Genomic DNA, 25,829 nt, shown 5'->3' on the forward strand with positions numbered 1-25,829 from the left:
GAGTTCCCGCGATGCCCACCACCACCCGTGCCGCGGTCGTCGAGTCCGGCGGCGCGCCCTTCACCCTCTCCGACGTCGTCCTCGACGAACCCGGCCCGCGCGAGGCGCTGGTCCGCATGGCCGCCGCCGGCCTGTGCCACACCGACCTGGGGGTGGCCGGTGGCGGACTGCCCTTCCCGCTGCCCGGCGTCCTGGGTCACGAGGGCGCGGGCGTGGTCGAGGCCGTCGGCTCCGCCGTCACCGGCGTGGCGCCGGGCGACCACGTCCTGCTCTCCTTCACCTCCTGCGGCGACTGCCGCAACTGCCGCGGCGGGCACCCCGCGTACTGCGCGACCTGGCTGCCGCTGAACCTGCTCGGAGGCAGCCGGGCCGACGGCACGAGCACCATCAGCCGCGAGGGTCAGGCTCTGGGCGGGCACTTCTTCGGCCAGTCCTCCTTCGCCGAGCGGGCCCTGGCCGACGAGCGCAGCCTCGTCAAGGTCGACCCGGACGTGCCGCTGGAGTCGATCGCCCCGCTGGGCTGCGGCGTCCAGACCGGTGTGGGCGCCGTGTGGAACGTCCTGAAGCCGGAGACCGGCGGCACGGTCGTCGTCCTGGGCGCCGGAGCGGTCGGCCTGTCGGCGGTGATGGCGGCGGCCCTCAGCCCTGCCACCAGGATCGTCGCCGTCGACCGGGTCGCCGAGCGCCTTTCCCTGGCGACGGAGCTGGGCGCCACGCACACCGTCGACACGAGCGGGACGGACCTCGCCCCGGCCCTCGCCGAGATCACCGGCGGACAGGGCGCGGACGGGGTCGTCGAGACCACGGGCAACGTCGGCGTCCTGCGGCAGGGCGTCGACGCGCTGGCCGCGCGCGGCACCCTGGTCGCGGTCGGCGCCCCGCCCTTCGGCACCGAGGTCGCCCTGGACGTCAACGGCCTCCTCGGCGGCAAGCGGATCGTCGGCCTCACCCTCGGCGACAGCGAGACCCAGACCATGATCCCGGCCCTGGTCCGTCTGGTGAAGGACGGACGCCTCCCCCTGCACCGCCTGATCAGCACCTACCCCTTCGGGGACATCGACCGTGCGGTCCAGGACATGAGGTCGGGCAAGACGATCAAGCCTGTTCTGACGTTCTGACGCGGTCGGCCGACGGTCCCGCGAGAGGGCGGCAGGGCGAGCGGAGCCGGCCGCCGTCGGCGGCCGGGCGAGGCGCGAGCGCCGTGAGGCCCCGGGGGCCGCGCGGTCGCCGGGACGACTCCGGCGCGACCGGCCGCCGCTCCGCGCGATGGGACCTGCTGCCGCTCCGCGCGACGGGACCGGCCGGACGGTGTCGGAACGGGGCCGGTGCGACGGTCACGCAGCCGTCCGGCAACCCGGCCACCCCGAAGGTGCGCCGCCGGCTCGAAGGTGCGCCAACCCGGCCACCCCGAAGGTGCGCCGCCGGCTCGCCCGCGTGCGGCCGATGGGGGGACCCCGGCTGCCCGGCGGTCGGAGCGGGGCCGGTGGCCGGGGCGTGCTCAGTCGTTGAGCAGCACCAGCTTCCCCTTCGTGCGGCCGGTGTCGCCCAGGGCGTGTGCCTCCGCGGCGCCGGACAACGGGAACGTCCCGGCGATCGTGGCGCGCAGCTTTCCCGCCCCGACCAGTTCCGCGATCGCCTCCATGCCGCTGCGGTCGGCGTCCACCAGCATCCGCAGCGCCCGCACCCCGAGCCGCCCGGCCTCCTCGTAGAGGTCGTCCGAGCCGCCCGGGAGGATCGACACCAGGACACCTCCGGGGCGCAGCACGCGCAGTGAGCGCAGGGCGTTGTCGCCGCCGATCGTGTCCAGGACGACGTCGGCGTCCTTGACGGCCTCGGTGAAGTCCGTCTCCCGGTAGTCCAGCGCCTCGTCCACACCGATCTCGCGCAGGAACTCGTGCTTGCCCGCGCTCGCGGTGCCGATGACATACGCGCCGCGCGCCTTGGCGATCTGCACCGCCACGTGCCCGACCCCGCCCGCCGCGGCGTGGATCAGCACCCGCTGCCCGGGCCGGAGGTCCGCGTGCTCGGTGAACGCCTGCCAGGCGGTGAGTGAGACCAGCGGGAGTGCGCCCGCCTCGGTGTGGTCGACGCCGGCCGGCTTGCGGGCGAGGGCGCGGGCCGGGGCGATGGCGTACTCGGCGTGCGAGCCGTGCCCGTACGGGTACGGCAGCATGCCGAAGACCTCGTCGCCCGGTGCGAAGGCCGCCACGCCGATGCCGACCGCCTCCACCACACCGGAGACGTCCCAGCCGAGGACGAAGGGCGGCTCGCCGAGGAACCCGCCCGTCGCCCGGTGCTTCCAGTCGGTCGGGTTGACCCCGGCGGCCCGCACCCGGACCAGTACCTGATTCGGCTTCGGCGCCGGGCGCTCGATCCGCACTTCCCTCAGGACCTCGGGGCCGCCGAGGACGTCCTGGCTGATGGCTCGCATCGTGTTCTGTGTGCTCATGGTCAACCAGCGTGCCGGTCCGCACACCGCCCGCCAATGGCAAGATTGCCAACCTTCGCTAGGATCGTGCCATGCGACGTGAACGAGTGGTGGTTCTGGCCCTGGACGGGGTGTACCCCTTCGAGCTGGGCATCCCCAGCCGGATCCTGGGGGCGGCCGACGGCCGCTACGAGGTCCTCACCTGCTCGGTCGACGGCCGTCCGGTGCGCACCGACGCCGACTTCGGCGTCACCGTGGAACACGGCCCCGAGGCCCTGGCCACGGCGGACACGGTGGTGATCGCGCCCGTCGCGCCGGCCCGGCTGACCGCCGAGGTGCCCGGCGACGTCCTGGCCGCCCTCGCGCTCATCCGCCCCGGCACCCGCATCGTCTCCATCTGCACCGGCGCCTTCGTCCTCGCCGCCGCGGGTCTCCTCGACGGGCGCCGGGCGACCACCCACTGGCAGGTCGCCGACCGCTTCCGGCGCATGTTCCCGCGGGTCGACGTCGACCCGGACGTGCTCTTCGTCGACGACCACCCGTTCCTCACCTCCGCCGGGGCCGCCTCCGGCGTGGACATCTGCCTGCACCTCGTCCGCAAGGACCACGGCAGTCTCCTGGCCAACAGCGTCGCCCGCCGTTGCGTCGTCCCGCCGTTCCGGGACGGCGGCCAGGCCCAGTACATCGAGCAGCCCGTCCCCGAGCAGGGCGCCGCGAGCACAGCGGCCACCCGCACCTGGGCTCTGGAGCGCCTCGGTGAACCCCTCACCCTTGCCGAGCTCTCCGGTCATGCGCGGATGAGCCAGCGCACCTTCGCCCGCCGCTTCCACGACGAGGTGGGCATCAGCCCCGGCCGCTGGCTGATCCAGCAGCGTGTGTCCCGGGCCCGGCAGCTGCTGGAGTCCAGCGACCTGACGGTCGATCAGATCGCCGGCCGGGTCGGCTTCGCGACCGGCGCCTCCCTGCGCCAGCATCTGAACGCGGCGATCGGTGTCTCCCCGCAGGCCTACCGCCGCACCTTCCAGACCGCCCGCTGACCCCGACGGCACTCGCGCACGGCACCTGACGCGGGGCCAATTGCACTGACAGCAAAGCCATTTGTCGACCTGTTGTCTTCTTTCGAAGCGTGACGGAACCCTCACGTCCGGAGGGGGCCGGGATTGATCCTTTCGGGTTCAAACCCGATAGGGTTCCGATCGGCGCTGCGAGTTGACGCGATCGCGTCCAGTCGACTCGCAGTGCGTACTCATGAGTGCGGTCCACACACCCCCCCGTTCGATCGTGTTTGCTTCGAAGGATGCAGATGGAACTCGCCACTCCGCCACCGGCGGCGCGGGCCCCTGTCGCCTGGTACAGCTGGTGGTTGATGCCGCTGGGCTTGGGAGGCGGGACCGTAGCCGCCACGTTCATGAGCTCGGATCGAATAACCGCGGCCGTCGCAGGAGTCGCGGCGACGGCGGCCGGTGCCGTGTGCGTACGGCTGCTGCTGCGCACCCGGGCACAACTGCACCGTGCGGAAGGCTCCTTCCGCACCACGCAGGCCGAGCACAACCAGCAGTGGCAGCAGCATGTGGCAGGCCTGGAACGCAAGTTCACCGCCGAACGCGCCGCCCTGGAATCCCAGCTCAGCGAGCAGAACGCGGCGTACGAGCGGCGCCTGGCCGACCAGAGCGCGACGTACGAGACGCAGCTCGCCGACCAGAGCGCCACGTACGAGACGCAGCTCGCCGACCGGTCCCGGGCCTATGAGGAACGGCTGACCGAGCAGGCCACCTCCTACGAGGCCCAGCTCGCCGACCAGGCGGAGGTCTGGCAGGAACAGCTCTCCCACCAGTTCGCCGCGGTCGCCCGGCTCGCCGACGAGCAGCTGCCCGACGCGATGGAGAAGCTGCGCGCCGGCGACGCCATCGACGACCTGCTGCCCACCGTCAGCCAGTGCGCCGCGGTCAGTTCGGAACTCCAGGCAGAACTGCGCAAGCTGCTGCGCACCTCCCTGATCGGCCTGGAGGCGGAGTTCGACCGCTCCACCTCCGCCGAGCAGGCCGTGATCAGCATCGGCAACCGCATCCACGTGCTGACGAGCAAGCTCCGCGGCCGGCTGCACGAGATGCAGGGCGAGCACGGCCGGCTGCCGGCCGTCGCCCGGGGCCTGATGGAGCTCGACCAGGAGCTCGGTCCCGCCGACTCGCTCGCCGCGAGCATCGGCGTGCTCGGCGGATCCGACCGGCCCGGCCGGCAGTGGCAGGAGCCGCAGCGGCTGCTGAGCGTGGTGCGCGGCGGCATCGGCCGGATCAAGGACTTCCACCGGATCCAGGTGCGCCACCTGCCCGAACTCGGCGTCGACGGCGGCCTCGTCGACCACCTCACGCTGATCCTGGCCCACCTCCTGGACAACGCGGCCCGCTACTCGCCGCCCACCGAGCCGGTGCTCATCTCCGGCAAGGAGGTCCCCAACGGCGTCGGCATCGAGATCCAGGACTCCGGCAAGGGCCTGAGCGAGGAGAAGAAGCGCGAGGCCGAGCACGCCCTCGCGGGCACCGCGCCCGGCGCCGGCCTCGGCGGCATCACCGAGGACGCCAACATCGGCCTGCGTGTCGTCGGTGCCCTCGCCCGCCGCTACGGCATCCGCGTCACCTTCGCGGACTCGCCGTGGCTCGGTACCTCCGTGGTGGTCGTGGTGCCGCACAAGTACTTCAGCCCGCTGCCCACGGCCGCGACCGCACCGGCCGCGCCCGCCCCGGAGGTGCGCACCGCCCCGGCTGCCCCGGCCCGTGAGACGGCCACCGCGCCCGAACCACGGGCTGTGCAGGCCGAGACGGGGGAGACCACGCCCGGCGGACTGCCCCGGCGCCGCAGCAAGCGGACCGAGACGGAGGCGCCCAGGCCGGCCGAGCGGTCCGACCGGGGCACCGTCGCCGCCGTTCCGCCGGACGCGTCCTTCTCGGGTCTCGCCGCCTTCGCCACCGCCGGACGCGACGCGACGGAGGCCTCCGAGCCGGCCGACGACCGCGACACCCTCGCCGGCCGCGAGTACACCGAGCACCGCACCGAAGAGAGCGACTAGTCCCATGACACAGCAAGGAACAGATGTGAGCTGGGCGCTCCGCGATCTCGTCGAGAGCATCCAGGAGATCCGTTTCGCCCTGGTGGCCTCCAGCGACGGCAAGGCCATCACCTCCTACGGCGCCGAAGACCCCGACGACGTCGACCGCTTCGCGGCCGTGGTGGCCGGCCTGCAGGCGCTGGCCCAGCCGGTCGCCGAGCAGTTCCCCAAGTACGCCGGGCAGCTGCGCCTCGCGATGATCGAGGTCGACGGCGGGCACCTCTTCGTCGTGCGCGCGGGTGTGGAGACGTACCTCGGTGTCCTTGCCAGAGAAGGCCTCGACCAGGGCCTGCTCGGGCACCAGATGAGGGACCTGGCCCGCAGGATGGGTGAGCTTCTCGGCACCACTCCGCGCCTGGAGGAGCACTCTGGATGAGTGCTCCCCGCAGACCGTCGGACCCGTCCGGTCTCGAGCGCTACTACGTCCTCACCGGAGGGCGCAGCGGACCGGGCGGTTCGGCGTCGAGCCTCGACGTGGCGACACTGGTCGTCTCCCGCGCCGCCCCGTTACCGGGGATGCAGCACGAGCACGAGGAGATCCTCCGCCGCTGCCGCGACCCGCTGTCGGTCGCCGAACTCGGCGCCCACCTCGGGCTCCCCTTCAACATTCTCGCGGTGCTGCTGTCGGACCTGCTGGACGCAGGTCGCGTCGAAGCCCGTAACCCCATCCCGGCGCACGACGCCGGCCGCGGGCCCGACCTCGCGCTCCTTGAGGAGGTACTCAGTGGACTTGAAAGGCTTTGACCGACCCGGAGGCTCGGCCGGGGACACCCGCTCGGTGAAGGTGATGATCGCCGGCGGGTTCGGCACCGGGAAGACCACCATGGTCCGGTCGGTCAGCGACATCAAGCCGCTCACCACCGAGGAGACCCTCACCCAGGCCAGTGCCGACGTCGACCACCTCATCGGCGTCGCCGACAAGACGCAGACCACCGTCAGCCTGGACTTCGGCAAGATCGGCATCAACGAGAGCCTGGTGCTGTACCTGTTCGGCACGCCCGGGCAGGAACGGTTCTGGTTCCTGTGGAACGGGCTGTTCAAGGGGGCCCTCGGCGCGGTCGTCCTGGTGGACACCCGCCGCCTGGAGTCCAGCTTCCGGGCGATCGAGGAGATGGAGCGGCTGGAAGTCCCCTTCGTCGTCGCGTTGAACGTCTTTCCCGACTCGCGGAACTACCCGGCCGAGGAGATCCGGGACGCCCTGGACATCCCCGAGCACACCCCGGTCGTGGCCTTCGACGCCCGCGACCGGGCCTCCAGCCGGGACGTCCTGGTCGCGCTGATCCACCATCTGAAGGAACGCTCGGCCGTGGCCCTGGAGCCCCGATGAACGACTCGACCGAATCCGGACTCCAGCCCGTGCGGGGCTGCCCCGTCGCCCACCACGGCGCCGACCTGACCAGGCTGTACGGCCCGGACGCCGCGACCGACCCGGTGGGCATCTACGAGCGGCTGCGCAAGGAGCACGGCTCGGTCGCGCCGGTCCTGCTCGAAGGCGACGTGCCCGCCTGGCTGGTCCTCGGATACCGCGACAACCGGCGGGTGCTCGACAATCCCCGCCAGTTCAGCCGGGACGCGCGGATCTGGCGGGACTGGAGGGAGGGCCGGATCGAGGAGACCTCGCCGATCATGCCGATGGTCGGCTGGCGCCCCGACTGCGTGTCCCAGGACGGCGAACCGCACCGCAGGCTGCGCGGCGCCGTCACCGACGGGTTGCAGGCAGCGGCCGCCCGCGGCATCCGGCGGCACGTCACGCACTTCGCGAACAAGCGAATCGACGCGTTCGCCGACGCCGGGCACGCCGACCTCGTGGCCGACTACGCCGAGCAACTGCCGATGCTCGTGCTCACCAGGATGCTGGGCCTTCCCGCGGCGGACGGGCAACGCCTGATCGAGTCGTGCGCCCAGGTCCTCAAGGGCGGTGAGGGCGCCCTCGAGCACAACGACCGGATCATGCAGATCCTCGCGGAACTCGCCGAGCGCAAGCGGGCCGAGCCGGGCTCCGACTTCGCCACGGCCCTGCTGGAGCACCCGGCCGGCCTCGACCACGACGAGGTCGTCAGCCATCTGCGCCTGGTGCTGATCGCCGCGCACACCACCACCAGCAATCTGCTGGCCCGGGTCCTGCAACGGGTCCTCACCGACGCCGCCCGGCTGGCCGGCTTGGTCAGCGGGGAGCTGAACATCTCCTCTGTGGTGGAAGAGGTCATGTGGGACGCCCCGCCGCTGTCGGTGCTGCCGGGCCGGTTCGCAACCGCCGACATGGAGTTCGGAGGCCATCACGTCGAGGAGGGAGAACTGCTCATCCTGGGCCTGGCCGCCGGCAACCTCGACCCGGACGTACGGCCCGACTCGGCCGTCGCCGTGCAGGGCAACCAGTCGCACCTGGCGTTCAGCGCCGGACCGCACGAGTGCCCGGGGCAGAACATCGGCCAGTCCATCATCGAGATCGGCGTGGACGTCCTGCTGCACCGGCTGCCGGACCTGCGCCTGGCCGTGCCGCCGGAAGAACTCAGCTCGACGGCCTCCACGTGGGAGTCCCGGCTGGACAGCCTGCCGGTCGAGTTCGCCGTCTAGTGCTGTGACCGGACAGGTTCGCCGGAAAGCTTGCGGCGTCCGGTGCGGTGCATCGCAAGGCGGAGCATCGCCCGCGTACTGGATGTACTCGGGTGATGCGACAACGCGGCGAGGTGCCGTGCCGGGCGTCGCAAGCCGGTGAACCTGTCCGGTCGCAGCAACCACGCCGGCGGACCGTTGCCCGGCCGGCTTCCGGCCGGGCAACGCCGTGCGTGCGTGTGCTTCCGCGTCTGCGGTGGGTCGGGCCTAGGCTGGGCCGCTGCCCCCGCCAGGCGGATGCGAGCAGCGGCCCGAGCACTCAAGGTCGAGGCCTCAGCCGTCGAGCCAGTCGCCTGCGACGCTCGTGGGACGGTATCCCGTGGCGTTCCAGAGGAAATGCGGGTGGGCGCAGCCGAACATGTAGGCGAGCAGTGCGGTGTCTTCCCTCCCGGTCCGATGGTCGTGCAGGGTGTGGAACATCTCGGATCCGACTACGCCGGCGTCTTGTTGGACATGACGGGCGCGGTCCGGCGACGGTGCGGCGCTGGATGCCTCCACGGCGGCGATGTAGGTGCGGCGCAAGATCTCCCATGTGGTGTCCGTGTTGCCGTACCAGGGGCCGTGCAGTGCTTCGAAGGCATGAAGCTCGGCGTCGAAGAGGGCCCACGTCCCGGGGTATTGGGCTCGACAGCGTGCGGACAGCTCGGCGGCCCGGGTGCTCAGTGCCGGTGCGGTGGGCCGCGGGGCGATGGTGAGCGTGGTGCCGTCGGTGAGGATGCCGGTGCACGGGTTGGGCTGCAGGTCGCACAGCGGGCACTCCTCGGCCGGGGGGAGGCCCTGGGTGATGCCGTCGAACCACAGGGCGTGACGGCCCGTGAGCCCCATCCAGACGATGGTGGTGTTCATCAGCCAGGTGTTCCACATCGGGCTGTGCGCCTCGGGCATGCAGCCGTACTTGACGAGGGCTATCGCGCAGGCGGCGTAGAGCGCCTTGGTGTGGGTGGGCATGTCGGCGAGCCAGAAGTTGCTGATCTCGCCGGTGAGGGCGTCGGCTCGTACATCGGCCATGTCGTCGATGACGCGGCACAGCAGCAGGGCGGCGAGGTTTTCTTCCTGCCAGAGTTCGGTGTCGGGGGCGACGTGCCAGAACAGGCAGTCCAGCATCTGCAGGGCTGAGTAGGTGCTCTGGTTGAGCGGGTTGGTCTGGGGGAGCATGACGCTGCCCGCGTCGTGCTGTTGGAGCCAGTACTCGTCGACGGAGCGCTTGTGGGCTGCGAAGAGTCCGGAGACCAGGGCCCGTGCGCTGTTGGCACTGAAATTCTCGGCCAGGCGGCCTTCGACGTGCTGGGTGAGGCGCGTCGTGTCGATGGTGTCGATCACGCGTTTGTATTCGTGGAAGACGAGGATGTCGTCCTCGAAGCGGTGGCGGTGGCCGAGGTCTCGTTCGAGGTCGTTCATCTGCCGGGTCCAGGACCATCCACCGGTCAGGACGCTGTCGAGTTCCCGGCGGTGTGGCCAGGTCTTGACGGCGAGGGGACGACCGGCGCTCTGCCGCCAGCGGTAGTCGTCCAGCGTGCGTGCGGGGGGCGTGGGCAGCCGACGGCACAGAGGGCAGGCGCAGACGGTTGTCTGCTCCTCCTCGCGCGGCGGGGTGAGTGCCCGGCTCCTCCAGGCGCCTTCCAGCATCGTGCAGGCCAGTCTGCAGGCCTCGATGTCGGTGCTGACTTGGGGGAAGGCTGCTTCTATCAGGCGCAGGCTGGTGTCGAGGTGCCTCAACCTGGCGGAGCCCTCCTCGTCGGGCGGGAGGAACGCGGGCCGTGCCAGGTGGAGGGCTCCCTCCACCTGCAGCGTGGTGCCGGAGTGGGCGGAGCCGAATGCGTTCAGCCGCTGCTGAGCGGCGTTCTGGGACCTTCGGTACTGCTCAGTGCTCCCCTTGGCGTGTTTCACCAAGAGGCGGGCCAGGGTGTCCCCCGCCTCCGTGGGGTGGAGCTGGGCGCTTGGCTGCGCCGGGAGCGAGCTGTCGGCGGACGCCTTCGGAACAGCACCTGCGACTCGAGATTTGAACACCGGTCTCCCCATAAGCTGTGGTCCTGGCAACGGAAGGGAACGACCGTGGTCGTTGACCTGCCGTGTCCGGGAATCTTCTGTACCTTCGTGACGGCCTCGCCGGACGGCCGGACTCGTGCGACCGGCTTCGGCTCCTGCTACGAACGACCGCGAGGGGCAGGACTGCGGCGTCGACGGCACTCCTGCCGCAACGCGAGCACCTGCACAGGCCTCAGCTGTGTTGATCAGGAAGCACTCGCGGCTCGTCAGGTGTGGCGCGACCACTGGATCCGATAGGCGCTGCTTCGCCCGAGGCGTGTGGGTAGCCGACAGGGGTGTCGAAGGGCAGGTCGAGCCGGACGTCCTGAGGCATGTGCTTCCTTTCGGGAGACGGACCGCAGAGCCCCCCGCCCCTGCGAGCGGACGGTGCTGTGACCGTCCGTACACTCGAACTCGGCTTCGCAGTCCGAAAGTTGAACCGAGAAGCGGTACGAGACTGCCCAAGGCATGAATCAGCCATTCCGTAACCCTGCCGTGATCTCCGTTACTGCCCGAACCGCATGAGCTGCGTATACTCCCTCGTCCCTCACCCGGCATCGGCTTGTCCGCCGTGCCTCCGCGGCCTCGGAACGTCACACTGGCAAGCGTCAGTCGACGACGTTTCAGGAGGATTGGCGACGATGACGTCCGAACCCGCACGCGGCGCTGAGCAGCGCATGAAGGACACCCTGCACCGTCTCGAACACGACGTGGACGCCTGGGTCGCCACGGCCGACGGCACGTCGGGGACGCCGTACCTCGTCCCCCTGTCGTTCCTCTGGAACGGCTCGTACCTGCTGTTCGCCACACGCGCGTCGAGCCCCACCGGACGGAACCTCGCCGCGACCGGCCGGGCCCGGGTGGGCATCGGACCGACCCGTGACGTCGTGCTCGTCGAGGGCGCCGTGGAGACCGTCCAGCCCGGCGAGCTGACCGAGGAGGACGCCGAACTCTTCGCCGCCAAGACCGGGTTCGACCCCCGCGGGCTGGCCACGCCGTATCTCTACTTCCGCGTCGTGCCCCAGCGGGTGCAGGCCTGGCGGGAGGCCGACGAACTGGACGGCCGCGAACTCATGCGCGACGGACGGTGGTTGACGGCTGACTGAATCGGCCGGACCGGGATAACCGCAAGGTACAGGGCCGCGGGGCACGACCGCCCCGCGGCCGGAATCCTGCGGAGGAGACATGGCACTGGTGAAAGCGGGTGTCCTGGTGCTCGACTGTGCCGAGCCCGAGAAGCTCGCGGTGTTCTACAAGGAGCTGCTGGAAGGGGAAGAAGCGGACGCGACCGCCAACCGGGTGGAGATCAAGAGCGCCGACGGCTTCCGGATCGCACTGCGCAGGGACGTCAACGCGACCCCGCCCAGCTGGCCGCGCCCCGAGAACTCCCTGCAGGCCCATCTGGAGTTCGTGGTCGACGACCTCGACGCGGTGGAACGCCGCGTCATCAGTCTCGGTGGCCGTCCACTGGAGGCCAAGGAGCCATCGGGCCCGTTGGAGGAGCGCGGCTACGCCGATCCGGCCGGCCACTCCTTCACCCTGCGCCGCACCGCGCCGACGGCACCCAAGCAGGGCTGAGCGAGAGTTCAGCCGGTCGCCGGCAACGACCGGATCCCGAGCCAGGTCCCGAAGAGGGCGCCGGCCGGGGGCACATGAAGCATGAAGATCGAAGACGTTCAAGGTGAACGGCTGAGGAAGGGCCGGCCCTGCCCGGCAGCCGCCGGGCAGGGCCGGGCGGCGGTCAGTCCCGGCCGCCCTTCTCGCCGACCGGCCAGGTGCCGGTCGAACGCTCGATGGCCTTGGCGCCCGCGCGGTCCACGGCGCTGCGCACCACGGCGAAGATCGCGCCCTGGATCGCGGCGGCCAGAAGGACCTCGCCCCAGCCGCGGTCCTTGTCCAGAGCGTCGGGCGCGTCCTCCTCGTGCCGGATCGCCATCCACGTCTTGCGGAAGGCGAGCCCGGCCAGCCAGCCGCCCGACCAGCCGAGCACGAACCCGACGGGCTGGTAGGCGAGGGACATCTTCTTCTTCTTTGCCACGGGAACTCCTAGAGGGCTGAGGGTGGGTGAGGGTGGGTGAGGGTGGTCAGGGGGTGTGCGCCGTCGGTATCCGCTCCTCGACGCGGACCGACCCGGGCGGTGTGCCGTCACCGAACGGCCGGCCGCCCAGCTCCTCGCGGTGGTGCGGGGTCAGCCACCCGGACAGGTCGGGGCCCAGGGGAACGACGCGGGTCGGGTTGATGCCGGTGTGCGCCTGGTAGTAGTGGCGCTTGATGTGGTCGAAGTCGACGGTGTCGCCGAACCCGGGCGTCTGGTACAGGTCACGGACGTACGCCCACAGCACCTGGTTCTCCGTCAGCTTCCACCGGTTGCACTTGAAGTGGCCGTGGTAGACCGCGTCGAAGCGGACCAGCGTGGTGAACAGCCGGATGTCCGCCTCGGTGATCGTGTCCCCGACGAGGTACCGCTGCCGCTCCAGCCGCCCCGCGAGCAGCTCCAGCCGCCGGAACACACCCGTGCAGGCGGCCTCGTACTCCTCCTGCCCGGTGGCGAACCCGGCCCGGTAGACGCCGTTGTTGACGTCCTCGTAGACGTCCGCCATCACCTCGTCGATCTCGTCGCGCAGCGCGTCCGGGTACAGGTCGGGCGCGCCGTCCCGGTGCAGGGCGGTCCACTCGGTCGCGAGGTCGAGGGTGAGCTGCTGGTAGTCGTTGGTCACCAGCCGGCCGCTGGGCACGTCCACGAGCGCCGGCACACTGACACCACCCGGATAGTCCGACTCCCGGCGGTCGTACGCCTCACTCAGAAAGCGGATGCCGAGGACCGGGTCGCGGCCGTCGTCGTCCAGCGTGAAGCGCCAGCTGCGGTCGTCCTGGATCGGGTCGGCCACGGCCAGGGACAGGGAGTCCTCCAGGCCGAGCAGCCGCCGGGAGACCAGCGACCGGCTCGCCCAGGGGCAGGCGCGGCTGACGACCAGACGGTAGCGGCCGGCCTCCACCGGCCAGCCGTCCCGGCCGTCCGCGGTGACCCGGTCCGCGAAATGCGCCTTGGACCGTTTGAACGCCCTCCTTCCGTAGCCGGTGTTGCCGTCGTCGCCGTCGTCGCGGCTCATGGGAATGACCTCCTTGCCGTACGTGGGCCCTGGTGAACGCGTTCCCCGTTTTCCGCCGTCGGCACGGTGTGAGTACCTCCGACCGGGGCAATCGGCGTGGGTGACTGATGAAGGAAGTGATCACAAGACACGCGTCACCGTGCTGGTGGCGCTCGCGGCCAATCTGGTGATCGCGGTGGCCAAGGCCATCGGCGGCCTGGTGGCGGGGTCCCCCGCCCTGCTGTCCGAGGCGGCCCACTCGGTGGCCGACAGCCTGAACGAGGTGTTCCTGCTCGCGGCGCTGCGCCGCAGCCGTCGCCCCGCCGACCGGCGTCATCCCTTCGGCTACGGCAAGGAGCGGTTCTTCTGGTCGCTCCTCGCGGCCGTGGGGATCTTCGTCATGGGCGGCTGCTTCTCCTTCTTCCAGGGCTTCGAAGCCCTGACGAGCGGTGCGGAGGAGGAACTCGGAGGCTATGTGGCCGGCCTGATCGTGCTCGGAATCGCCCTCCTCGCGGAGGGCGGTTCACTGTTGCGGGCGCTGTACCAGGTGCGCCGGCAGGGCGGCACGGGTGCCGGGCTGCGCGATCCGGCCCTGCGGACGGTCGTCGCCGAGGACGGCACCGCGGTGCTCGGCGTCACCCTGGCCATCATGGGCATGGCGCTGCACATGATCACCGGCCAGGTGGTGTGGGAGGCCTCGGCCTCGCTCGCGATCGGCACGCTGCTGGTCTACGTGGCCTTCCGGCTGGGCCGCGAGGCCCGGGACCAGCTGATCGGCGAGGCGGCCGACCCGGAGTCGAGCGGGCGGATCCGGGCGCTGCTGTGGGCCCAGCCCGAGATCGACAGTGTGGAAGCGCTCTTCACGATGAAGACCGGACTCGACACGGCTCTGGTGGCGGCCCGCGTCGACCTGGTGCCCGGCCTGGACAGCGAGCGCGTGGAGGAGGTCGCCGTCCGCATCAAGCGATCCATAGCCCGGACGGTGCCCGAAGCCGACCAGATCTTCCTCGACGTGACCGACCGCCCCGCCCGCGAGGCAGCGGAAAGCCCCGCCGCGACGGGGGAGCGCGGCGGGGCCTGAATCACGCGTGCCCCGTCGCGTACGGTTCACACCCACGGGGCGGAGAGTTTTTCGCCGGCTGTCCGCCGGCCGCGGCCGGCAGCGGCTCAGCCGCGCTCGGCCGGCTCCAGGACGAACACCGGTATCTCCCGGTCCGTCTTCTTCTGGTAGTCGGCGTACGCCGGGTACGCCGCGACGGCCCGCTCCCACCACGCGGCCTTCTCCTCGCCTGTGACCTCACGGGCGGTCATGTCCTGCTTCACCGGCCCGTCCTGAAGCTCCACCTGCGGGTGGGCCAGGATGTTGAAGTACCAGACGGGGTGCTTGGGCGACCCGCCGAGGGAGGCCACCGCGGCGTAACGCCCCTCGTGCTCGACCCGCATCACCGGCGTCTTGCGCAGCTTGCCGCTCCTGGCGCCCCGTGAGGTCAGGACGACGACCGGCATCTTCGAGCCCTGCAGCGTCGTCCCCTCCGTACCGCCGGAGCTCTCGTACAGTTCCACCTGCTTGCGCACCCACTGCGTCGGGCTGGGTTCGTACTCGCCTTCCAGAGGCATGGCATCCGTCCCATCGTCGCGTCCGCGGCTCATCGCCACCCGTCTTCAACACCCGTGTCCCCGGGAATCATCCGCACCCCACCGGATCCGGCCGGAAGCGCTGAACCTCATCCCGGCGCGAGCGCCATCCGCACGGCCAGGGCCGTCATCACCCCGCTCGCGACCAGTGCCGTCACCAGCCGCCCCCGCTCGCCGGTCAGCGCGCGGCCCAGCAGGGCGCCGCTCCCGGCCAGCAGCACCTGCCAGCTCGCGGAGGCGGCGAAGGCGGCCAGCACGAACACGCCCTGCTCCAGTGGACCGGCCGGGCCGGTGGCATGGGAACCGAGCACGAGGGCCGCGAAGTAGATGACGGTGGTGGGATTCAGCAGGGTGATGCCCAGCAGGCCCAGGTAGGCCCGGGTGGGGCTCGGGGGAGCGGGGGCGGTGCGGGTCGCGAGCCGGTGGTCCCGGTACGCCCGCACGGCGGTGGCAGCACCCCACGCCGCCAGCGCGAGCAGCACCAGCACGCAGGCCCACCGCAGCGGCCCGAGCACCGGCCGCAGCGCGGACGCCAGGGCGGTGCCCCCGAGCGTGGCCGCGAGGGCGTAGAGCCCGTCGGCGGTGGCGACGCCGAGTGCGGCGCAGACACCGGTGCGCAGGGAGGTGCGGGCGGTGAGGGACACGAGGTAGGTGCCGACGGCGCCCACGGGGACGGCGATGCCGTACCCGGCGAGCAGCCCCGCGACGAGCGCGGCGGTCATGACCGTGGCGGCGTCGGGCCTCCCCGGCGGCCGGTCCGCTGCTGTCGGCGCCGGGCGGGAGCGGCGAGGGACAGCGGCGGGGAAACGGTGAACGTAGGCATGGCCGGATCCTGGGGCCTGCCCCACCGGACCGACAACCGGTTTTCGTATCGGCCTGCCGACGCGTGCCGGGCGCGGAAACCGGCCCGGCGCCGGCGGCTGCGGACCGCCGGTGCTCTGGTGAGGAAGCCGGTCCCGCGGCGGAGGCTGCGGACCGCTGGCGCTCTGGGTGAGGAAGTCGGCCCGGCGCCGGCGGCTGCGGACCGCGGACCACCGGCGCTCGAACAGGGTTACGGCTTTCCCCGGCCATCTTGGCGCCGTCGGCGACATGGCCGAACTTCGTGTCGCCTCATAGGTGCCTGGGGCATCTAATGAAGATCGGCACGACGCACTATTCGTCTGCGAGGTCTTCATGACGGACACGACCGCACCCGTCGCCTTCCCCCAGAGCAGGACCTGCCCCTACCACCCGCCCGCCGCCTACGACGCGCTGCGCACCGAACGCCCCCTGACCCGCATCACCCTCTTCGACGGCCGCGAGGCCTGGCTGGTCAGCGGGCACGCCACCGCCCGCGCCCTGCTGGCCGACCCGCGCCTGTCGTCCAACCGCGACCGGCCCGGCTTCCCGGCCCCCAGCAGGCGCTTCGCCGGAATCCGCAACCGCAGAACGGCTCTGGTGGGCGTCGACGACCCCGAGCACCGCGCCCAGCGGCGGATGGTCGTCGGGGATTTCACGCTCAAGCGCGCCGTCGAACTCCGACCACGCATCCAGCAGATCGTGGGCCTGCCGATCGAGGAGGGGGAGCGCCGCATCCACGGTCACGGCCGGAAGCCGAACGCGGAGCCGTTTCCCCCTCCGGTGAGCCCGGAGCAGTCGCTAGGGTTCCCGGGATGACCGAACAGGCCGCCCGCCCACCCTTCCTCTACGTCGTCGTCTGCGCCGCGGGTATCGCCGCCGACGTCGGCCAACTGATCGCCGCCGCACAGGAACGGGGCTGGGAAGTGGGTGTCATCGCGACGCCCGTCGCCATGAACGGCTTCTTCGACACCGCCGCCGTCGAGGCCAGGACCGGCCGTCCGATCCGGTCCGCCTGGCGAACCCCCGGGGAGCCGCGCCCCTTTCCGGCGCCCGATGCGGTGGTGGTCGCCCCCGCCACCTTCAACACCGTCAACAAGTGGGCGGCCGGGATAGCCGACACTCTCGCCCTGGGCACCCTCTGCGAGGTCGCGGGGCTCGGCGTGCCGATCGCCGTCCTGCCCTGCGTGGCCGACGCCCTGGCCGCCCACCCCGCCTACCGGGACAGCCTCGAACGGCTGCGCGGGATGGGCGTCCGATTCGGCGATCCGTACGCCGGAGAGCCGGAGGAGGCGGGCGGGCGGCGGGAGTTCGCGTGGGACCGGGCCCTGGACCTGGTCGAGCGCGGCTGACGGCCCGGTACCGACCACGTCGACCTCTACCGCATCCACCGCTTCGACCCGCACACCCCGGTCGAGGGGACGATGGAGGCCCTGCACGACTTCGTCAAGGCGGGCGAGGTCCGCTACATCAAGGCGAGTTCGATGTACGCCTGGCAGTTCTCCAGATGCAGTACACCGCGCGGCAGCCGGTACCGGGAGGGCGACCGCACGGTCGTCGAGACGGTCACCCGTATCGCCGGGGAGAGGGCCCCCGCGCGCAGGTCGACCTCGCCCGGCTCCTCCACCGGCCCACGGTGACCGCCCCGATCGTCGGCGCCTCCTGGCCCGGTCATCAATCCCGCGCGGTTCAGTGGGGACTCTGCGGCGCGAACTCCGTGCCGCAGGGTCCCGCCCCCTCGCTCTCCGCCAGCTCCACCCTGGCCCCGCTCATCGTCAGCGTCCGGTAGTAGCGCCCGATCCGCTCCGCCGACCGCCCCACGTAGTGTCCGATGAACGACCGCCGGAACCGCTCCGAGGCCCGGTTCGGCTGCGACCCGTGCACCAGGCTCCCGTTGAAGAACAGGACGTCCCCCGGCGCCATGTCCACCGGCACCGGAGCCGCACCCGGCGGCGGGGGAACGTACTCCCGGGCGAAGGACACGTCCGAGTCGGCGAGCTCCGGGCAGAACAGGTCCATGCGATGCGTGCCCGGCACGACCTCCAGCCCGCCGTTCTCCCGGTCGATCACGTCACAGGCCACCCACGCCGCCACACACGTGCCCGGCTCCACCCGCAGATAGAAGTTGTCCTGGTGCAGCGCCTGCCCCCGGGCCCCCGGCGGCTTGAAGTAGAACATGCTCTGCGCGGCCAGCACCTCCTCGCCGAGGAGAGCCTCCAGCACCGTCCGCAGCCGGAAGTCCAGCATGACCTCACGCGCGAGGCCGTTGATCTCGTGCGGGTGCATCACCCGGGGCCAGACGTGCAGTGGATCGGCGCCCGGCACGTCCGCCGCGCGCGGCTCGAAGTGGCCCGGAACCGGACCGGCCGCCCGCAGCGCCGCGAACTCGCCGCACAGCCGCTCGATCTCGTCGGCCCCGAAGAGCCCGCGCACCACCGTGAAACCGTCCTCCTCGAAGCCCTCCCGGTATCGCCGGAGCCCGGCGGGGTCCAGGATGGAAGCCCCGGCGGCGCTGTTGCCCGTGACTGTCATGAACGCACTCCTCGGTCATGTGTCCTCGGTACGGAACGCTAGGCTCCCGAGCCGCCCAGGAGGATGCCCGTGCGTGCTGACGGATTGCCCGCCGCTGCCGGGCACGAGAACACCGGCGGCTCCGCGGACACCGGGGATCCGGCCCCGCCGCCCGGGCTGGTGGTGCTCGGCCACTTCGACCAGAGCCCCGGCTACGCGGTCAGCCGGCCGAACGGCTCGGCGAGCTGGCTCTTCACCTGGACCACCGGAGGCGGGGGACGGCTGTGGCAGGGTGGCGCGCGTGCCGGTGCCGGTGCGGGCCGGCTGGTCGTGCTCGCCCCGGGCGTCCCGCACGGCTACGCCGTCGAGTCCGGCGCCCGGCACTGGCGGTTCTGGTGGGCGCACTGCCAGGCCCGCCCGTCCTGGACCGCGTGGCTGCGGCCGTACGACGCCGGGGACGGGATGTACGTCGTCACCTCCGCCCCGGCCGGGGTGCACGGCCGTGTCGAGACGGCGTTCCGGCGTATGCACGCCGACGCCCGCTGGACCGGCACCGAGGCGCCGCCAGGCGCGTCACCTCCGGACGGGCAGGTCGCCGTGGCGCACGGCAGCGCGGCCCGTGAACTGGCCCTGTGCGCACTGGAGGAGATCCTCCTCCTCACCACCGCCGGTGCCCGGCCGACGGAGCCCCGGCCCGGATTCGACGCACGGATCCGCCGTGCCCAGGAGCTGATCGACGCCGACCCGGGCGCCCCGCACACCGTCCGGTCGCTCGCCGGGGGCGTCGCGCTCTCGCCGTCCCGCTTCGCCCATCTGTTCAGCCGACAGGTCGGGCAGTCGCCCATGCGTGCCCTGCGCGAGGCGCGGCTGCGCCACGCCGCCCGGTTGCTGGAAAGCACCGACCTGCCGGTGGAACGCGTCGCCGCGGCCTCGGGCTTCGCCAGCCCTTTCCACTTCAACCGCACCTTTCGCGAGCGCTACGGAACGCCCCCCGGGGCCTACCGCACGAGGCGGGGCGAGCCGCCCGCCTGAGCACCGCTATTGGTTCCCGGACAGGCCGCGAAAGGCACGCGCCCGGAAGGCGGCCGGCGGTGTGAGCTGCTGTGCGGGGCGGTGCCTCAATGGTTTCGACGGTGGCCTCCGGGGCGGCCGAAAATGCGCGCCGCCAATGGGGACAGACACCACGGAAATACCTTTCACCCCGCTGGTTGACATCTTGTCAAAAGGCGCTGGTGGCGCATGCAATGCACGAAACCGCGTGATCTCTTGTTCCCTGCCGCTGACCTGTGCAAAGGTGTGCCCTGTCGGCGTGCCAACATCACGCCCTTCTTCCGTATGCGCGAGGCCGACGAGCCGGCATACCCCTTGGTATGGACTTTACCCCGCATGTCCTTGAGAGGAATGCAGTCTTGAAAGACGCAGGCCCGTCGAATTCCCCGGCCCCGGCCCGCAGGTTCGGCGCGACGGACGAGCAACTGAGCGCGGAGCTCAGGAAGTGGACCGGGGCGACGCCCGCACTCCACCCCGTCGGTGAACTGCTGGACCGGCACTGGGAGGCGGCCTTCGGCTACGCCCGGCTGTGCACCGACGGACCGCGCTCCGCGGGAATGCTCACCACCGCGGCTTTCACCCGGCTCTTCGGTGAAACCCTCCGCCAGAACGGCCCGACCTCCGCATGGCGGTCCCACCTGCTCGTCACCGTGCGGCGTATCGCGGTCGAGTGGGCCGGTGACCACAGACTCGACATGCTCCACCCGGAGCTGCTCACCGGCGTCGGCGAAGGCGAGCGCCCCGCATCGCGGCTGCTGCCCTCGCAGCGGCGGCGCCTGCTGTCCGGGGCCTTCCAGCGGCTGCCCCAGTCGGGTCGCTGTCTGCTGTGGCACGTCGACGTCGAGGCCGAACCCCTCGCCTCCCCGGCCGGGTTGCTCGGCCTGGACGAGGAGGGCGCACGCGTCGAACTGGGCCGGGCCCGGGACCGGCTGCGCGAGGAATGCCTCCAACTGCACCGTGAACTCGCCCCCGACGAGGAGTGCCGGCGCTATCTGCGCCTGCTCGACGTGACGTACCGGCGCGGAGGTCTCGCCCTCGACCCGGATCTACGCGCGCATATCGAGGGCTGCGGGCACTGCAGCGCCGCCGCCGACCAGCTCGACCAGTTCAACCACGGCCTGGGCGTCGCCCTCTCGGAGGCGGTGCTGGGCTGGGGCGGGCGGGCGTACGCGGAGAGGCGGGCGAGCGAGGCGGGGGAGAGCACCGGGGGCGGGCGTCCCACGGAGCGCGGGCGGCCCGGGGGAGCAGCCGGTGCGGCCACCGCCGGGACACCGGCCGCTGCGGCACGTGAGCTGTTTCCGGACCCGGTGGCTCTGGCGCGCGAGGTCTTCCCGGACCCGGTCGGAATGGCGTACGAGATCATTCCGGACCCGGTCCGGGCAGCGCGTGAGCCTTTCCCCGAGCCGGCCCGTGAGGCACGTGAGGTCTTTCCGGATCCGGATCCGGTTCGTACGGCGGGTGAGACGTTCCCCGTGCAGACCCAGGGGCATGGGCCCTTCACGGACCCGGTCGCCCTCGCCGGCACCGTCGGGGAATCGTTCACCGATCCGGGCGGCCCGGCGGACGCGCCGCCCCCTCCCGCGGCGGAGACCGTGGGCGCAACCGTGGACCGGGCCCACGCCCTGGTCACGGCCGACGAGGGTCTCTCCGTACCGCCGCCCCTCTCCGCGTCCCCGGGCCCCCGGACCGCGGCCCGAAGATCCGCCCACAGGACGGCCCGCCGTGCCGCCAGGCGGCGCAACCTCACGGCGGGCATCCTGACGGTGAGCGGCCTCGTCGTCCTGCCGCTGGTCCTGTGGTCCACCGGCAACTCCGGCGACGGCGCCCCGGCCGGTGCCGACCGGCCCGCCGGGGAAGCACCCGACTCCGAGGCGGGCGGGGAGACCACCGACCCGTCCTGGGCCGGGGCGGAGGACGCCGGGAAGAGCGCCCTGCGCGGGCGGCTGCACAACGTCGCCTCGGGCCTGTGCGTGGGCATCGACGGCGAGAAGGCCGTCGAGGACGGCGAGGCCGAACTCACGACCTGCTCGGCGGACGCCGCCCAGCAGTGGACGTACGAGACCGACGGCCTGCTGCGCAACGGTGCCGACCCCGACCTGTGCCTGGACTCGCAGCTGGGCTACTCGGTGCGGCTGGCCCCCTGCACGGGCGCGTCCCGACCGGACCCGAAGAACATCCGCTACGACTTCACCCTCCAGGGCGCCCTCGTGCCCCGCTGGGGCCAGGACCTCGCCCTGGCCCCGGCCGCGACCAACGGCTCGGGAGCCCTGGTCCTCAAGGCCCGGACGGACGACGAGGCCCAGCGCTGGGTGATCGACACCTCCAAGGCCGACCTCCAGATGGAGGCCGTCAACTGGAACGCGGCCGCTCCGGCCCCGCGCCCCACGCCCACGCCGTCCCCCACCCCGTCGAGGACACCCGAGCCCGCTCCGACGCCGTCCGCGACCTCCCCGTCCCCGCGGCCGACGCCGAGCAGCCCGGCCGCCACCGACCCGCCCTGCCACCGCTACGGCTACTACTGCGACGCGGACGGCCGGTACGGCACCCCGGGACACGGCTACCCCGGCTACGGATACGGCCCTGGCTACGGCGGCTACGGCTATGGCGGAGACGGCCGCCGCTGACCGGCGTGTGCGCTCAGGTCCCGACCACGGCCAGGGACAGCCACAGGGCCACCACGGCCGGCACCAGCGCGGCCGGCACGGCGAGCAGCCCGAGCCGTGTGAACTCCCCGAGCCCGACCCGGTGCCCGTGCTCCTGGACGATCCGCCGCCACAGCAGGGTCGCCAGTGATCCGGCGTAGGTCAGGTTGGGGCCGATGTTCACACCGAGCAGTACCGCCAGCACGGCGCCGGGACCGGCCCCGGCGGTCAGAGGCAGCAGCACCAGCACCGCGGGCAGGTTGTTGATGAGGTTCGCCAGGACGGCGGCCAGCGCTGCCACCCCCAGCAGTGTGAACAGGCCCGGCCCGTCGGGCAGCACACGCCGCAGCGCGTCGGCGAGCCCCTGGTCGACGACCGCGCGCACCACGACGCCGAGCGCGAGCACGAACGCGAGGAAGGCCGGGGAGGCGGACCGCACCACCGTCAGCGGCGTCGCCCGCCGCCGGAGCAGCGCCCGGCCCGCCAGCACCAGCGCACCGGCCAGCGCGGCCCATGCCGGCGAGACGCCCACGGCGGAGGCCACCACGAACCCGGCGAGCGTGCAGCCGACCGTGACGAGCGCGAACAGCGGCAGCGGCTCGGGACGCGGCTCAGGGTCGGGGGAGGGGAGGGGCGCCGCGAGTTCGTCGTCGAAGAAGCGCCGGAACACCAGGTACTCGGCGGCGATCGCGACCAGCCAGGGCAGTGCCATCAGGGCCGCGAAACGGGTGAAGCTCAGCCCGCTCGCGGTGAAGGCCAGCAGATTGGTCAGGTTGGACACCGGCAGCAGCAGGGAGGCGGTGTTCGACAGATGGGCGCACGCGTACAGGTGCGGCCGGGCCCGGACACCCATCCGGGTGGCGGTGGCGAGCACCACCGGAGTCAGCAGGACGACGGTGGCGTCCAGACTGAGCACGGCCGTGATGACGGACGCCAGCGCGAACACCGCGGTGAGCAGCCGGGTGGGGCGTCCCGCGGCCCAGCGGGCCATCCACGCCCCGCACGCCGTGAACAGTCCCTCGACGTCGCAGAAGTGGGCGAGTACCAGCACGGCCGCGAGGAAGCCGACCACCGGTCCCAGCCGCTGGACCTCCTCCCAGGCGTGCTCCGGCGCGATCACGCCGACCGCGAGGGCGATGCCGGCGGCCGGCACCGCCAGCACGGCCTCGGCCAGGCCCTTCGGGCGGGCGACGGCCCAGACCAGCACGGCGGCCAGCAGCGTCACGGACAGGACTTCGGCGAGCGGGGTGTTCAGGGCGGGGTCCTCCGGGACGCGATCAGGTCGTGCCCGCTCATGAAACCAGGCGTGGGTAAGAGCCCCTCGGCGGCCTCGCCGTCCAGGTCAAGGGCCGCCCTCACCGGCCCGGCGGAGCGCGCTCAGACCTCGTCGCCGAGCAGGGCCAGCTCCGACCAGATCGTCTTGCCCTCGGCGGTGTGCCTGCTGCCCCAGCGCTGGGTGAGCTGGGCGACCAGGAGCAGACCGCGGCCGCCCTCGTCCCAGGTCTTGGCCCGGCGCAGATGCGGAGCCGTGTGGCTGGTGTCGGAGACCTCGCAGATCAGGGTGGCCTCGTCATGGATCAGCCGCAGCCGGATCGGCGGGGCCCCGTAGCGGATGGCGTTGGTGACCAGTTCGCTCACGACCAGCTCGGCGGTGAACGTGGCCTCGGTCAGGCCCCAGCGTTCGAGCTGGTCGACGACCTGCTTGCGGATGGGGGCCACCAGCGCCGGGTCGGCGGGGATGTCCCAGGTGGCGACCTGGGCGGACGGCAGGCCGCGGGTGCGGGCCAGCAGCAGGGCCACGTCGTCACTGGAGCCGCCCGGCGGGAGCAGGCTGTGCAGCACGCGGTCGCAGGTCTCGTCCAGGGAGTCGGAGGACGCCGACAGGGCCTCGCGGAGCATCCGGCCGCTCGCGTCGACGTCCCGCTCGCGGCTCGCCAGCAGTCCGTCCGTGTAGAACGCCAGGACGCTGCCCTCCCGCAGTTCCACCTCGGCGCTCTCGAACGGCAGCCCTCCCACACCCAGCGGGGGCCCCGAGGGCAGGTCGAGCTGCCGGGCCGGGCCGTCCGGCGGCACCAGCAGGGGCAGCGGATGCCCCGCCCGGGCCAGGCTGCAGCGCCGTGACACCGGGTCGTACACCGCGTAGAGGCAGGTGGCGCCCATCTCTCCGGTGCGGTCGTCCCCGCCGGACTCCTGGGACAGCCGGACGACCAGGTCGTCGAGGTGGGTGAGCAGTTCGTCGGGGGCCAGGTCGATGTCGGCGAGGGTGCGCACGGCGGTGCGCAGCCGGCCCATGGTGGCCGAGGCCTGGATGCCGTGGCCGACCACGTCGCCGACGACCATGGCGACCCGCATCCCGGACAGCGGGATCACGTCGAACCAGTCGCCGCCCACGCCGGAGCGGGTGGCCGGCAGGTAGCGGGAGGCCGCCTCCAGAGCGGCTGTGTGCGGCAGAGTGCGGGGCAGCAGGCTGCGCTGCAGGGCGAGGGTGGTCTCGCGCTCGCGGGAGTAGCGGCGCGCGTTGTCGATGCAGACGGCGGCCCGGGCCGTGACCTCCTCGGCCAGCAGCATGTCGTCGTCGTTGAACGCCTCGGGCCGCCGGAAGCGGGTGAAGACCGCCACCCCGAGGGTCGTGCCCCGGGCCTGGAGCGGGACGGACATCGTGGAGTGGATGCCGTACTCGTGGACCCGCTGGAAGCGCACCGGGTCCCAGGCGAGCCACTGCTCCAGGTCGCCGGACGTACCGGACGCCACGACGGTGTGCCCGGCGATCAGCGAGGCGGCCTGCGGGGAGTTCTCCGGGTAGACGTCGACCTGCCCGGGCTTGACGACGGCTTCCGGGCTGCCCCCGTTGACCGACTGGTGGGCGGCCCGGCGCAGATGCACCGGCGGGGCCGTCGGTCCCGGAGTCTCGCCGCCGGGCTCCTGCGCCTCCAGGAGGTCGACGCTGACGAAGTCGGCGAGCGCGGGGACGCAGACGTCCGCCAGCTCCTGAGCCGTACGGGTGACGTCGAGGGTGGTGCCGATGCGCACGCTCGCCTCGTTGACCAGTTGCAGCCGCTCCCGTGACCGGTACTGGTCGGAGAAGTCGTGGGCGGTCACGCACACGCCCCGCGCCCGACCGGTGCCGTCGGTGAGCGGCGCCATCCTGGCCAGCCAGGCGTGCGCCGCCCGGTTCTCGCCGGTCGCCTTCATGTACGTCTGCATGTCCTGCCGCCGGCCGGTGCTCAGCACCCGGCGCAGATTCTCTTCGAGCTCGGAGTTCTGCGGCCGGCTGCCGATGTCGGTGGGCTTCAGGCCCAGCACCCGCCCGGCGGGCAGCCCCAGGAGGTCCGCCATGGCCTCGTTGACGCCGCGCAGCCGCAGCCGCTCGTCGAAGATCATCGTGGCGCACGGCGACTGCGTCAGGGCCATGCGTACCAGCGGGTTGTCCGGAAGTCCCTGGCCGGCGGCCTCCGGCGGGGACACCGCCAGCCAGTCGGTCGTCTCCGCTGCGTCCGGCGGTCTACGGTGGGCGATCACCCACAGGGAGACCGGGTGGCCGTCGCGGTGGCGCAGGGTGAGTGTGCCGCTCCAGCGGGAGTCGTCCGGCACCGGCGGCGGGTCCGTGCCGTCCGCCAGCAGAGCGGCGGCCGGGCGGCCCACGACCTCGGCGGCGGTGTGGCCGAGCAGCCGGCGGGCGCCCTCGCTCCATTCGGTGAGCGTGCCGTCGACGGCGATGACGGCACGGGCGGCCACGCCATCGTCGAACACCTCGTCCGGGCTCATCGTCGCGACTCCATACGGACACTCACAGTGAACAGGGAGGCCAGTTGAGTTCCAGCGTAGTCCGTGGGCGCCCGGCGTGGACCGGTAACCCCCGTGCCGTCCGCGCGGCCGCGGGCAAGGTGTAAATCCGG

22 protein-coding genes and 2 pseudogenes are annotated in these 25,829 nt (G+C 72.2%); 15 read left to right on the forward strand and 9 right to left on the reverse strand.

Features of this window, described 5'->3' with window-relative positions; genetic code table 11:
• The first annotated feature begins 11 nt into the window (after nucleotides 1-11).
• Nucleotides 12-1,118 carry a zinc-binding dehydrogenase gene (locus ACFY9S_RS28835; protein ID WP_391133724.1) on the forward strand — a complete coding sequence of 369 codons (1,107 nt, stop codon included), beginning with the start codon at nucleotides 12-14 and terminating at the stop codon, nucleotides 1,116-1,118.
• A 380-nt stretch (nucleotides 1,119-1,498) separates the two neighbouring features.
• Here the strand turns inward: ACFY9S_RS28835 and ACFY9S_RS28840 are convergent, their stop codons facing one another.
• Nucleotides 1,499-2,449: a zinc-binding dehydrogenase gene (locus tag ACFY9S_RS28840; protein ID WP_391133727.1), complete on the reverse strand. Its 951-nt coding sequence runs from the start codon at nucleotides 2,447-2,449 to the stop codon at nucleotides 1,499-1,501.
• 71 nt (nucleotides 2,450-2,520) lie between these two features.
• Here ACFY9S_RS28840 and ACFY9S_RS28845 point away from each other — a divergent pair, with 71 nt between their 5' ends.
• From ACFY9S_RS28845 to ACFY9S_RS28870, 6 genes are all read left to right on the forward strand, one after another.
• On the forward strand, nucleotides 2,521-3,465 hold the full coding sequence (locus tag ACFY9S_RS28845) for a helix-turn-helix domain-containing protein (RefSeq protein WP_391133730.1): 945 nt from the start codon (nucleotides 2,521-2,523) through the stop codon (nucleotides 3,463-3,465).
• A 266-nt stretch (nucleotides 3,466-3,731) separates the two neighbouring features.
• Nucleotides 3,732-5,492 carry an ATP-binding protein gene (locus ACFY9S_RS28850; protein ID WP_391133733.1) on the forward strand — a complete coding sequence of 587 codons (1,761 nt, stop codon included), beginning with the start codon at nucleotides 3,732-3,734 and terminating at the stop codon, nucleotides 5,490-5,492.
• A 4-nt stretch (nucleotides 5,493-5,496) separates the two neighbouring features.
• The gene (locus ACFY9S_RS28855; RefSeq protein WP_003994857.1) at nucleotides 5,497-5,907 is read left to right on the forward strand and encodes a roadblock/LC7 domain-containing protein; all 411 of its coding nucleotides are present in this window, start codon (nucleotides 5,497-5,499) and stop codon (nucleotides 5,905-5,907) included.
• Complete coding sequence (locus ACFY9S_RS28860) at nucleotides 5,904-6,275, forward strand: DUF742 domain-containing protein (protein WP_033308582.1); 372 nt, start codon at nucleotides 5,904-5,906, stop codon at nucleotides 6,273-6,275. The genes ACFY9S_RS28855 and ACFY9S_RS28860 overlap by 4 nt, the downstream gene beginning before the upstream one ends.
• Nucleotides 6,256-6,858: an ATP/GTP-binding protein gene (locus ACFY9S_RS28865; protein WP_102908622.1), complete on the forward strand. Its 603-nt coding sequence runs from the start codon at nucleotides 6,256-6,258 to the stop codon at nucleotides 6,856-6,858. Before ACFY9S_RS28860 ends, ACFY9S_RS28865 begins: the two co-directional genes overlap by 20 nt.
• Nucleotides 6,855-8,105, forward strand: a complete 1,251-nt coding sequence (locus ACFY9S_RS28870; RefSeq protein ID WP_391133737.1) for a cytochrome P450 — start codon at nucleotides 6,855-6,857, stop codon at nucleotides 8,103-8,105. Before ACFY9S_RS28865 ends, ACFY9S_RS28870 begins: the two co-directional genes overlap by 4 nt.
• Before the next feature lie 312 nt (nucleotides 8,106-8,417).
• Here the strand turns inward: ACFY9S_RS28870 and ACFY9S_RS28875 are convergent, their stop codons facing one another.
• Entirely contained in the window at nucleotides 8,418-10,151 is a 1,734-nt protein-coding gene (locus ACFY9S_RS28875) for a hypothetical protein (protein ID WP_391133740.1), read from the reverse strand.
• 659 nt (nucleotides 10,152-10,810) lie between these two features.
• Here ACFY9S_RS28875 and ACFY9S_RS28880 point away from each other — a divergent pair.
• Nucleotides 10,811-11,275 carry a pyridoxamine 5'-phosphate oxidase family protein gene (locus tag ACFY9S_RS28880; RefSeq protein ID WP_391133743.1) on the forward strand — a complete coding sequence of 155 codons (465 nt, stop codon included), beginning with the start codon at nucleotides 10,811-10,813 and terminating at the stop codon, nucleotides 11,273-11,275.
• A gap of 79 nt (nucleotides 11,276-11,354) precedes the next feature.
• Nucleotides 11,355-11,747, forward strand: a complete 393-nt coding sequence (locus ACFY9S_RS28885) for a VOC family protein (RefSeq protein WP_102908625.1) — start codon at nucleotides 11,355-11,357, stop codon at nucleotides 11,745-11,747.
• 163 nt (nucleotides 11,748-11,910) lie between these two features.
• Here ACFY9S_RS28885 and ACFY9S_RS28890 read toward each other — a convergent pair whose 3' ends face one another.
• Nucleotides 11,911-12,207, reverse strand: coding sequence for a DUF4235 domain-containing protein (locus ACFY9S_RS28890; RefSeq protein WP_102908626.1), 297 nt, complete (start codon nucleotides 12,205-12,207; stop codon nucleotides 11,911-11,913).
• A 46-nt stretch (nucleotides 12,208-12,253) separates the two neighbouring features.
• Nucleotides 12,254-13,279, reverse strand: coding sequence for a glutathione S-transferase C-terminal domain-containing protein (locus tag ACFY9S_RS28895; protein WP_391133747.1), 1,026 nt, complete (start codon nucleotides 13,277-13,279; stop codon nucleotides 12,254-12,256).
• 139 nt (nucleotides 13,280-13,418) lie between these two features.
• Between ACFY9S_RS28895 and ACFY9S_RS28900 the strand changes: the two genes are divergently transcribed.
• Nucleotides 13,419-14,339, forward strand: coding sequence for a cation diffusion facilitator family transporter (locus ACFY9S_RS28900; RefSeq protein WP_391133894.1), 921 nt, complete (start codon nucleotides 13,419-13,421; stop codon nucleotides 14,337-14,339).
• An 86-nt stretch (nucleotides 14,340-14,425) separates the two neighbouring features.
• On the opposite strand, the gene ACFY9S_RS28905 is transcribed toward ACFY9S_RS28900, so the two are convergent.
• The gene (locus ACFY9S_RS28905) at nucleotides 14,426-14,875 is read right to left on the reverse strand and encodes a nitroreductase/quinone reductase family protein (protein ID WP_391133750.1); all 450 of its coding nucleotides are present in this window, start codon (nucleotides 14,873-14,875) and stop codon (nucleotides 14,426-14,428) included.
• 107 nt (nucleotides 14,876-14,982) lie between these two features.
• Nucleotides 14,983-15,615: a LysE family transporter gene (locus ACFY9S_RS28910; RefSeq protein ID WP_391133753.1), complete on the reverse strand. Its 633-nt coding sequence runs from the start codon at nucleotides 15,613-15,615 to the stop codon at nucleotides 14,983-14,985.
• 451 nt (nucleotides 15,616-16,066) lie between these two features.
• On the opposite strand from ACFY9S_RS28910, the pseudogene ACFY9S_RS28915 reads away from it, so the two are divergent.
• The 3 genes and pseudogenes from ACFY9S_RS28915 to ACFY9S_RS28925 all read left to right on the forward strand — a co-directional run.
• Nucleotides 16,067-16,435 (forward strand): annotated as a pseudogene (locus ACFY9S_RS28915) (cytochrome P450); the annotation flags it as partial.
• 110 nt (nucleotides 16,436-16,545) lie between these two features.
• Nucleotides 16,546-17,082 carry a flavoprotein gene (locus tag ACFY9S_RS28920; protein ID WP_391133756.1) on the forward strand — a complete coding sequence of 179 codons (537 nt, stop codon included), beginning with the start codon at nucleotides 16,546-16,548 and terminating at the stop codon, nucleotides 17,080-17,082.
• Nucleotides 17,083-17,420 (forward strand): annotated as a pseudogene (locus ACFY9S_RS28925) (aldo/keto reductase); the annotation flags it as partial.
• Here ACFY9S_RS28925 and ACFY9S_RS28930 read toward each other — a convergent pair.
• On the reverse strand, nucleotides 17,420-18,262 hold the full coding sequence (locus ACFY9S_RS28930) for a phytanoyl-CoA dioxygenase family protein (protein ID WP_391133759.1): 843 nt from the start codon (nucleotides 18,260-18,262) through the stop codon (nucleotides 17,420-17,422). The pseudogene ACFY9S_RS28925 and the gene ACFY9S_RS28930 sit on opposite strands and share 1 nt — an antisense overlap.
• Before the next feature lie 63 nt (nucleotides 18,263-18,325).
• Here ACFY9S_RS28930 and ACFY9S_RS28935 point away from each other — a divergent pair, with 63 nt between their 5' ends.
• Together ACFY9S_RS28935 and ACFY9S_RS28940 are read left to right on the forward strand one after the other, a co-directional pair.
• The gene (locus ACFY9S_RS28935; RefSeq protein ID WP_391133761.1) at nucleotides 18,326-19,273 is read left to right on the forward strand and encodes a helix-turn-helix domain-containing protein; all 948 of its coding nucleotides are present in this window, start codon (nucleotides 18,326-18,328) and stop codon (nucleotides 19,271-19,273) included.
• A 377-nt stretch (nucleotides 19,274-19,650) separates the two neighbouring features.
• Nucleotides 19,651-21,915 (forward strand): ricin-type beta-trefoil lectin domain protein, encoded by a 2,265-nt coding sequence (locus ACFY9S_RS28940; protein WP_391133764.1) that lies wholly within the window; start codon nucleotides 19,651-19,653, stop codon nucleotides 21,913-21,915.
• 13 nt (nucleotides 21,916-21,928) lie between these two features.
• Here ACFY9S_RS28940 and ACFY9S_RS28945 read toward each other — a convergent pair whose 3' ends face one another.
• Nucleotides 21,929-23,188: an SLC13 family permease gene (locus tag ACFY9S_RS28945; RefSeq protein ID WP_391133897.1), complete on the reverse strand. Its 1,260-nt coding sequence runs from the start codon at nucleotides 23,186-23,188 to the stop codon at nucleotides 21,929-21,931.
• 122 nt (nucleotides 23,189-23,310) lie between these two features.
• Nucleotides 23,311-25,698: a SpoIIE family protein phosphatase gene (locus ACFY9S_RS28950; RefSeq protein WP_391133767.1), complete on the reverse strand. Its 2,388-nt coding sequence runs from the start codon at nucleotides 25,696-25,698 to the stop codon at nucleotides 23,311-23,313.
• Between the last annotated feature and the right edge of the window lie 131 nt (nucleotides 25,699-25,829).

This window comes from Streptomyces sp. NPDC012474, assembly GCF_042955185.1.
Lineage (GTDB): Bacteria > Actinomycetota > Actinomycetes > Streptomycetales > Streptomycetaceae > Streptomyces > Streptomyces cahuitamycinicus.

Excerpts from the sequence above, each read along its gene's own strand:
- ACFY9S_RS28850 (WP_391133733.1), top strand. The coding sequence starts at position 3,732 with ATGGAACTCGCCACTCCGCCACCGGCGGCGCGGGCCCCTGTCGCCTGG.
- ACFY9S_RS28920 (WP_391133756.1), top strand. The coding sequence starts at position 16,546 with ATGACCGAACAGGCCGCCCGCCCACCCTTCCTCTACGTCGTCGTCTGC.
- ACFY9S_RS28905 (WP_391133750.1), bottom strand. The coding sequence starts at position 14,875 with ATGCCTCTGGAAGGCGAGTACGAACCCAGCCCGACGCAGTGGGTGCGC.
- ACFY9S_RS28860 (WP_033308582.1), top strand. The coding sequence starts at position 5,904 with ATGAGTGCTCCCCGCAGACCGTCGGACCCGTCCGGTCTCGAGCGCTAC.
- ACFY9S_RS28840 (WP_391133727.1), bottom strand. The coding sequence starts at position 2,449 with ATGAGCACACAGAACACGATGCGAGCCATCAGCCAGGACGTCCTCGGC.
- ACFY9S_RS28895 (WP_391133747.1), bottom strand. The coding sequence starts at position 13,279 with ATGAGCCGCGACGACGGCGACGACGGCAACACCGGCTACGGAAGGAGG.
- ACFY9S_RS28950 (WP_391133767.1), bottom strand. The coding sequence starts at position 25,698 with ATGAGCCCGGACGAGGTGTTCGACGATGGCGTGGCCGCCCGTGCCGTC.
- ACFY9S_RS28845 (WP_391133730.1), top strand. The coding sequence starts at position 2,521 with ATGCGACGTGAACGAGTGGTGGTTCTGGCCCTGGACGGGGTGTACCCC.
- ACFY9S_RS28885 (WP_102908625.1), top strand. The coding sequence starts at position 11,355 with ATGGCACTGGTGAAAGCGGGTGTCCTGGTGCTCGACTGTGCCGAGCCC.
- ACFY9S_RS28880 (WP_391133743.1), top strand. The coding sequence starts at position 10,811 with ATGACGTCCGAACCCGCACGCGGCGCTGAGCAGCGCATGAAGGACACC.
- ACFY9S_RS28835 (WP_391133724.1), top strand. The coding sequence starts at position 12 with ATGCCCACCACCACCCGTGCCGCGGTCGTCGAGTCCGGCGGCGCGCCC.
- ACFY9S_RS28855 (WP_003994857.1), top strand. The coding sequence starts at position 5,497 with ATGACACAGCAAGGAACAGATGTGAGCTGGGCGCTCCGCGATCTCGTC.
- ACFY9S_RS28910 (WP_391133753.1), bottom strand. The coding sequence starts at position 15,615 with ATGACCGCCGCGCTCGTCGCGGGGCTGCTCGCCGGGTACGGCATCGCC.
- ACFY9S_RS28930 (WP_391133759.1), bottom strand. The coding sequence starts at position 18,262 with ATGACAGTCACGGGCAACAGCGCCGCCGGGGCTTCCATCCTGGACCCC.
- ACFY9S_RS28870 (WP_391133737.1), top strand. The coding sequence starts at position 6,855 with ATGAACGACTCGACCGAATCCGGACTCCAGCCCGTGCGGGGCTGCCCC.
- ACFY9S_RS28935 (WP_391133761.1), top strand. The coding sequence starts at position 18,326 with ATGCCCGTGCGTGCTGACGGATTGCCCGCCGCTGCCGGGCACGAGAAC.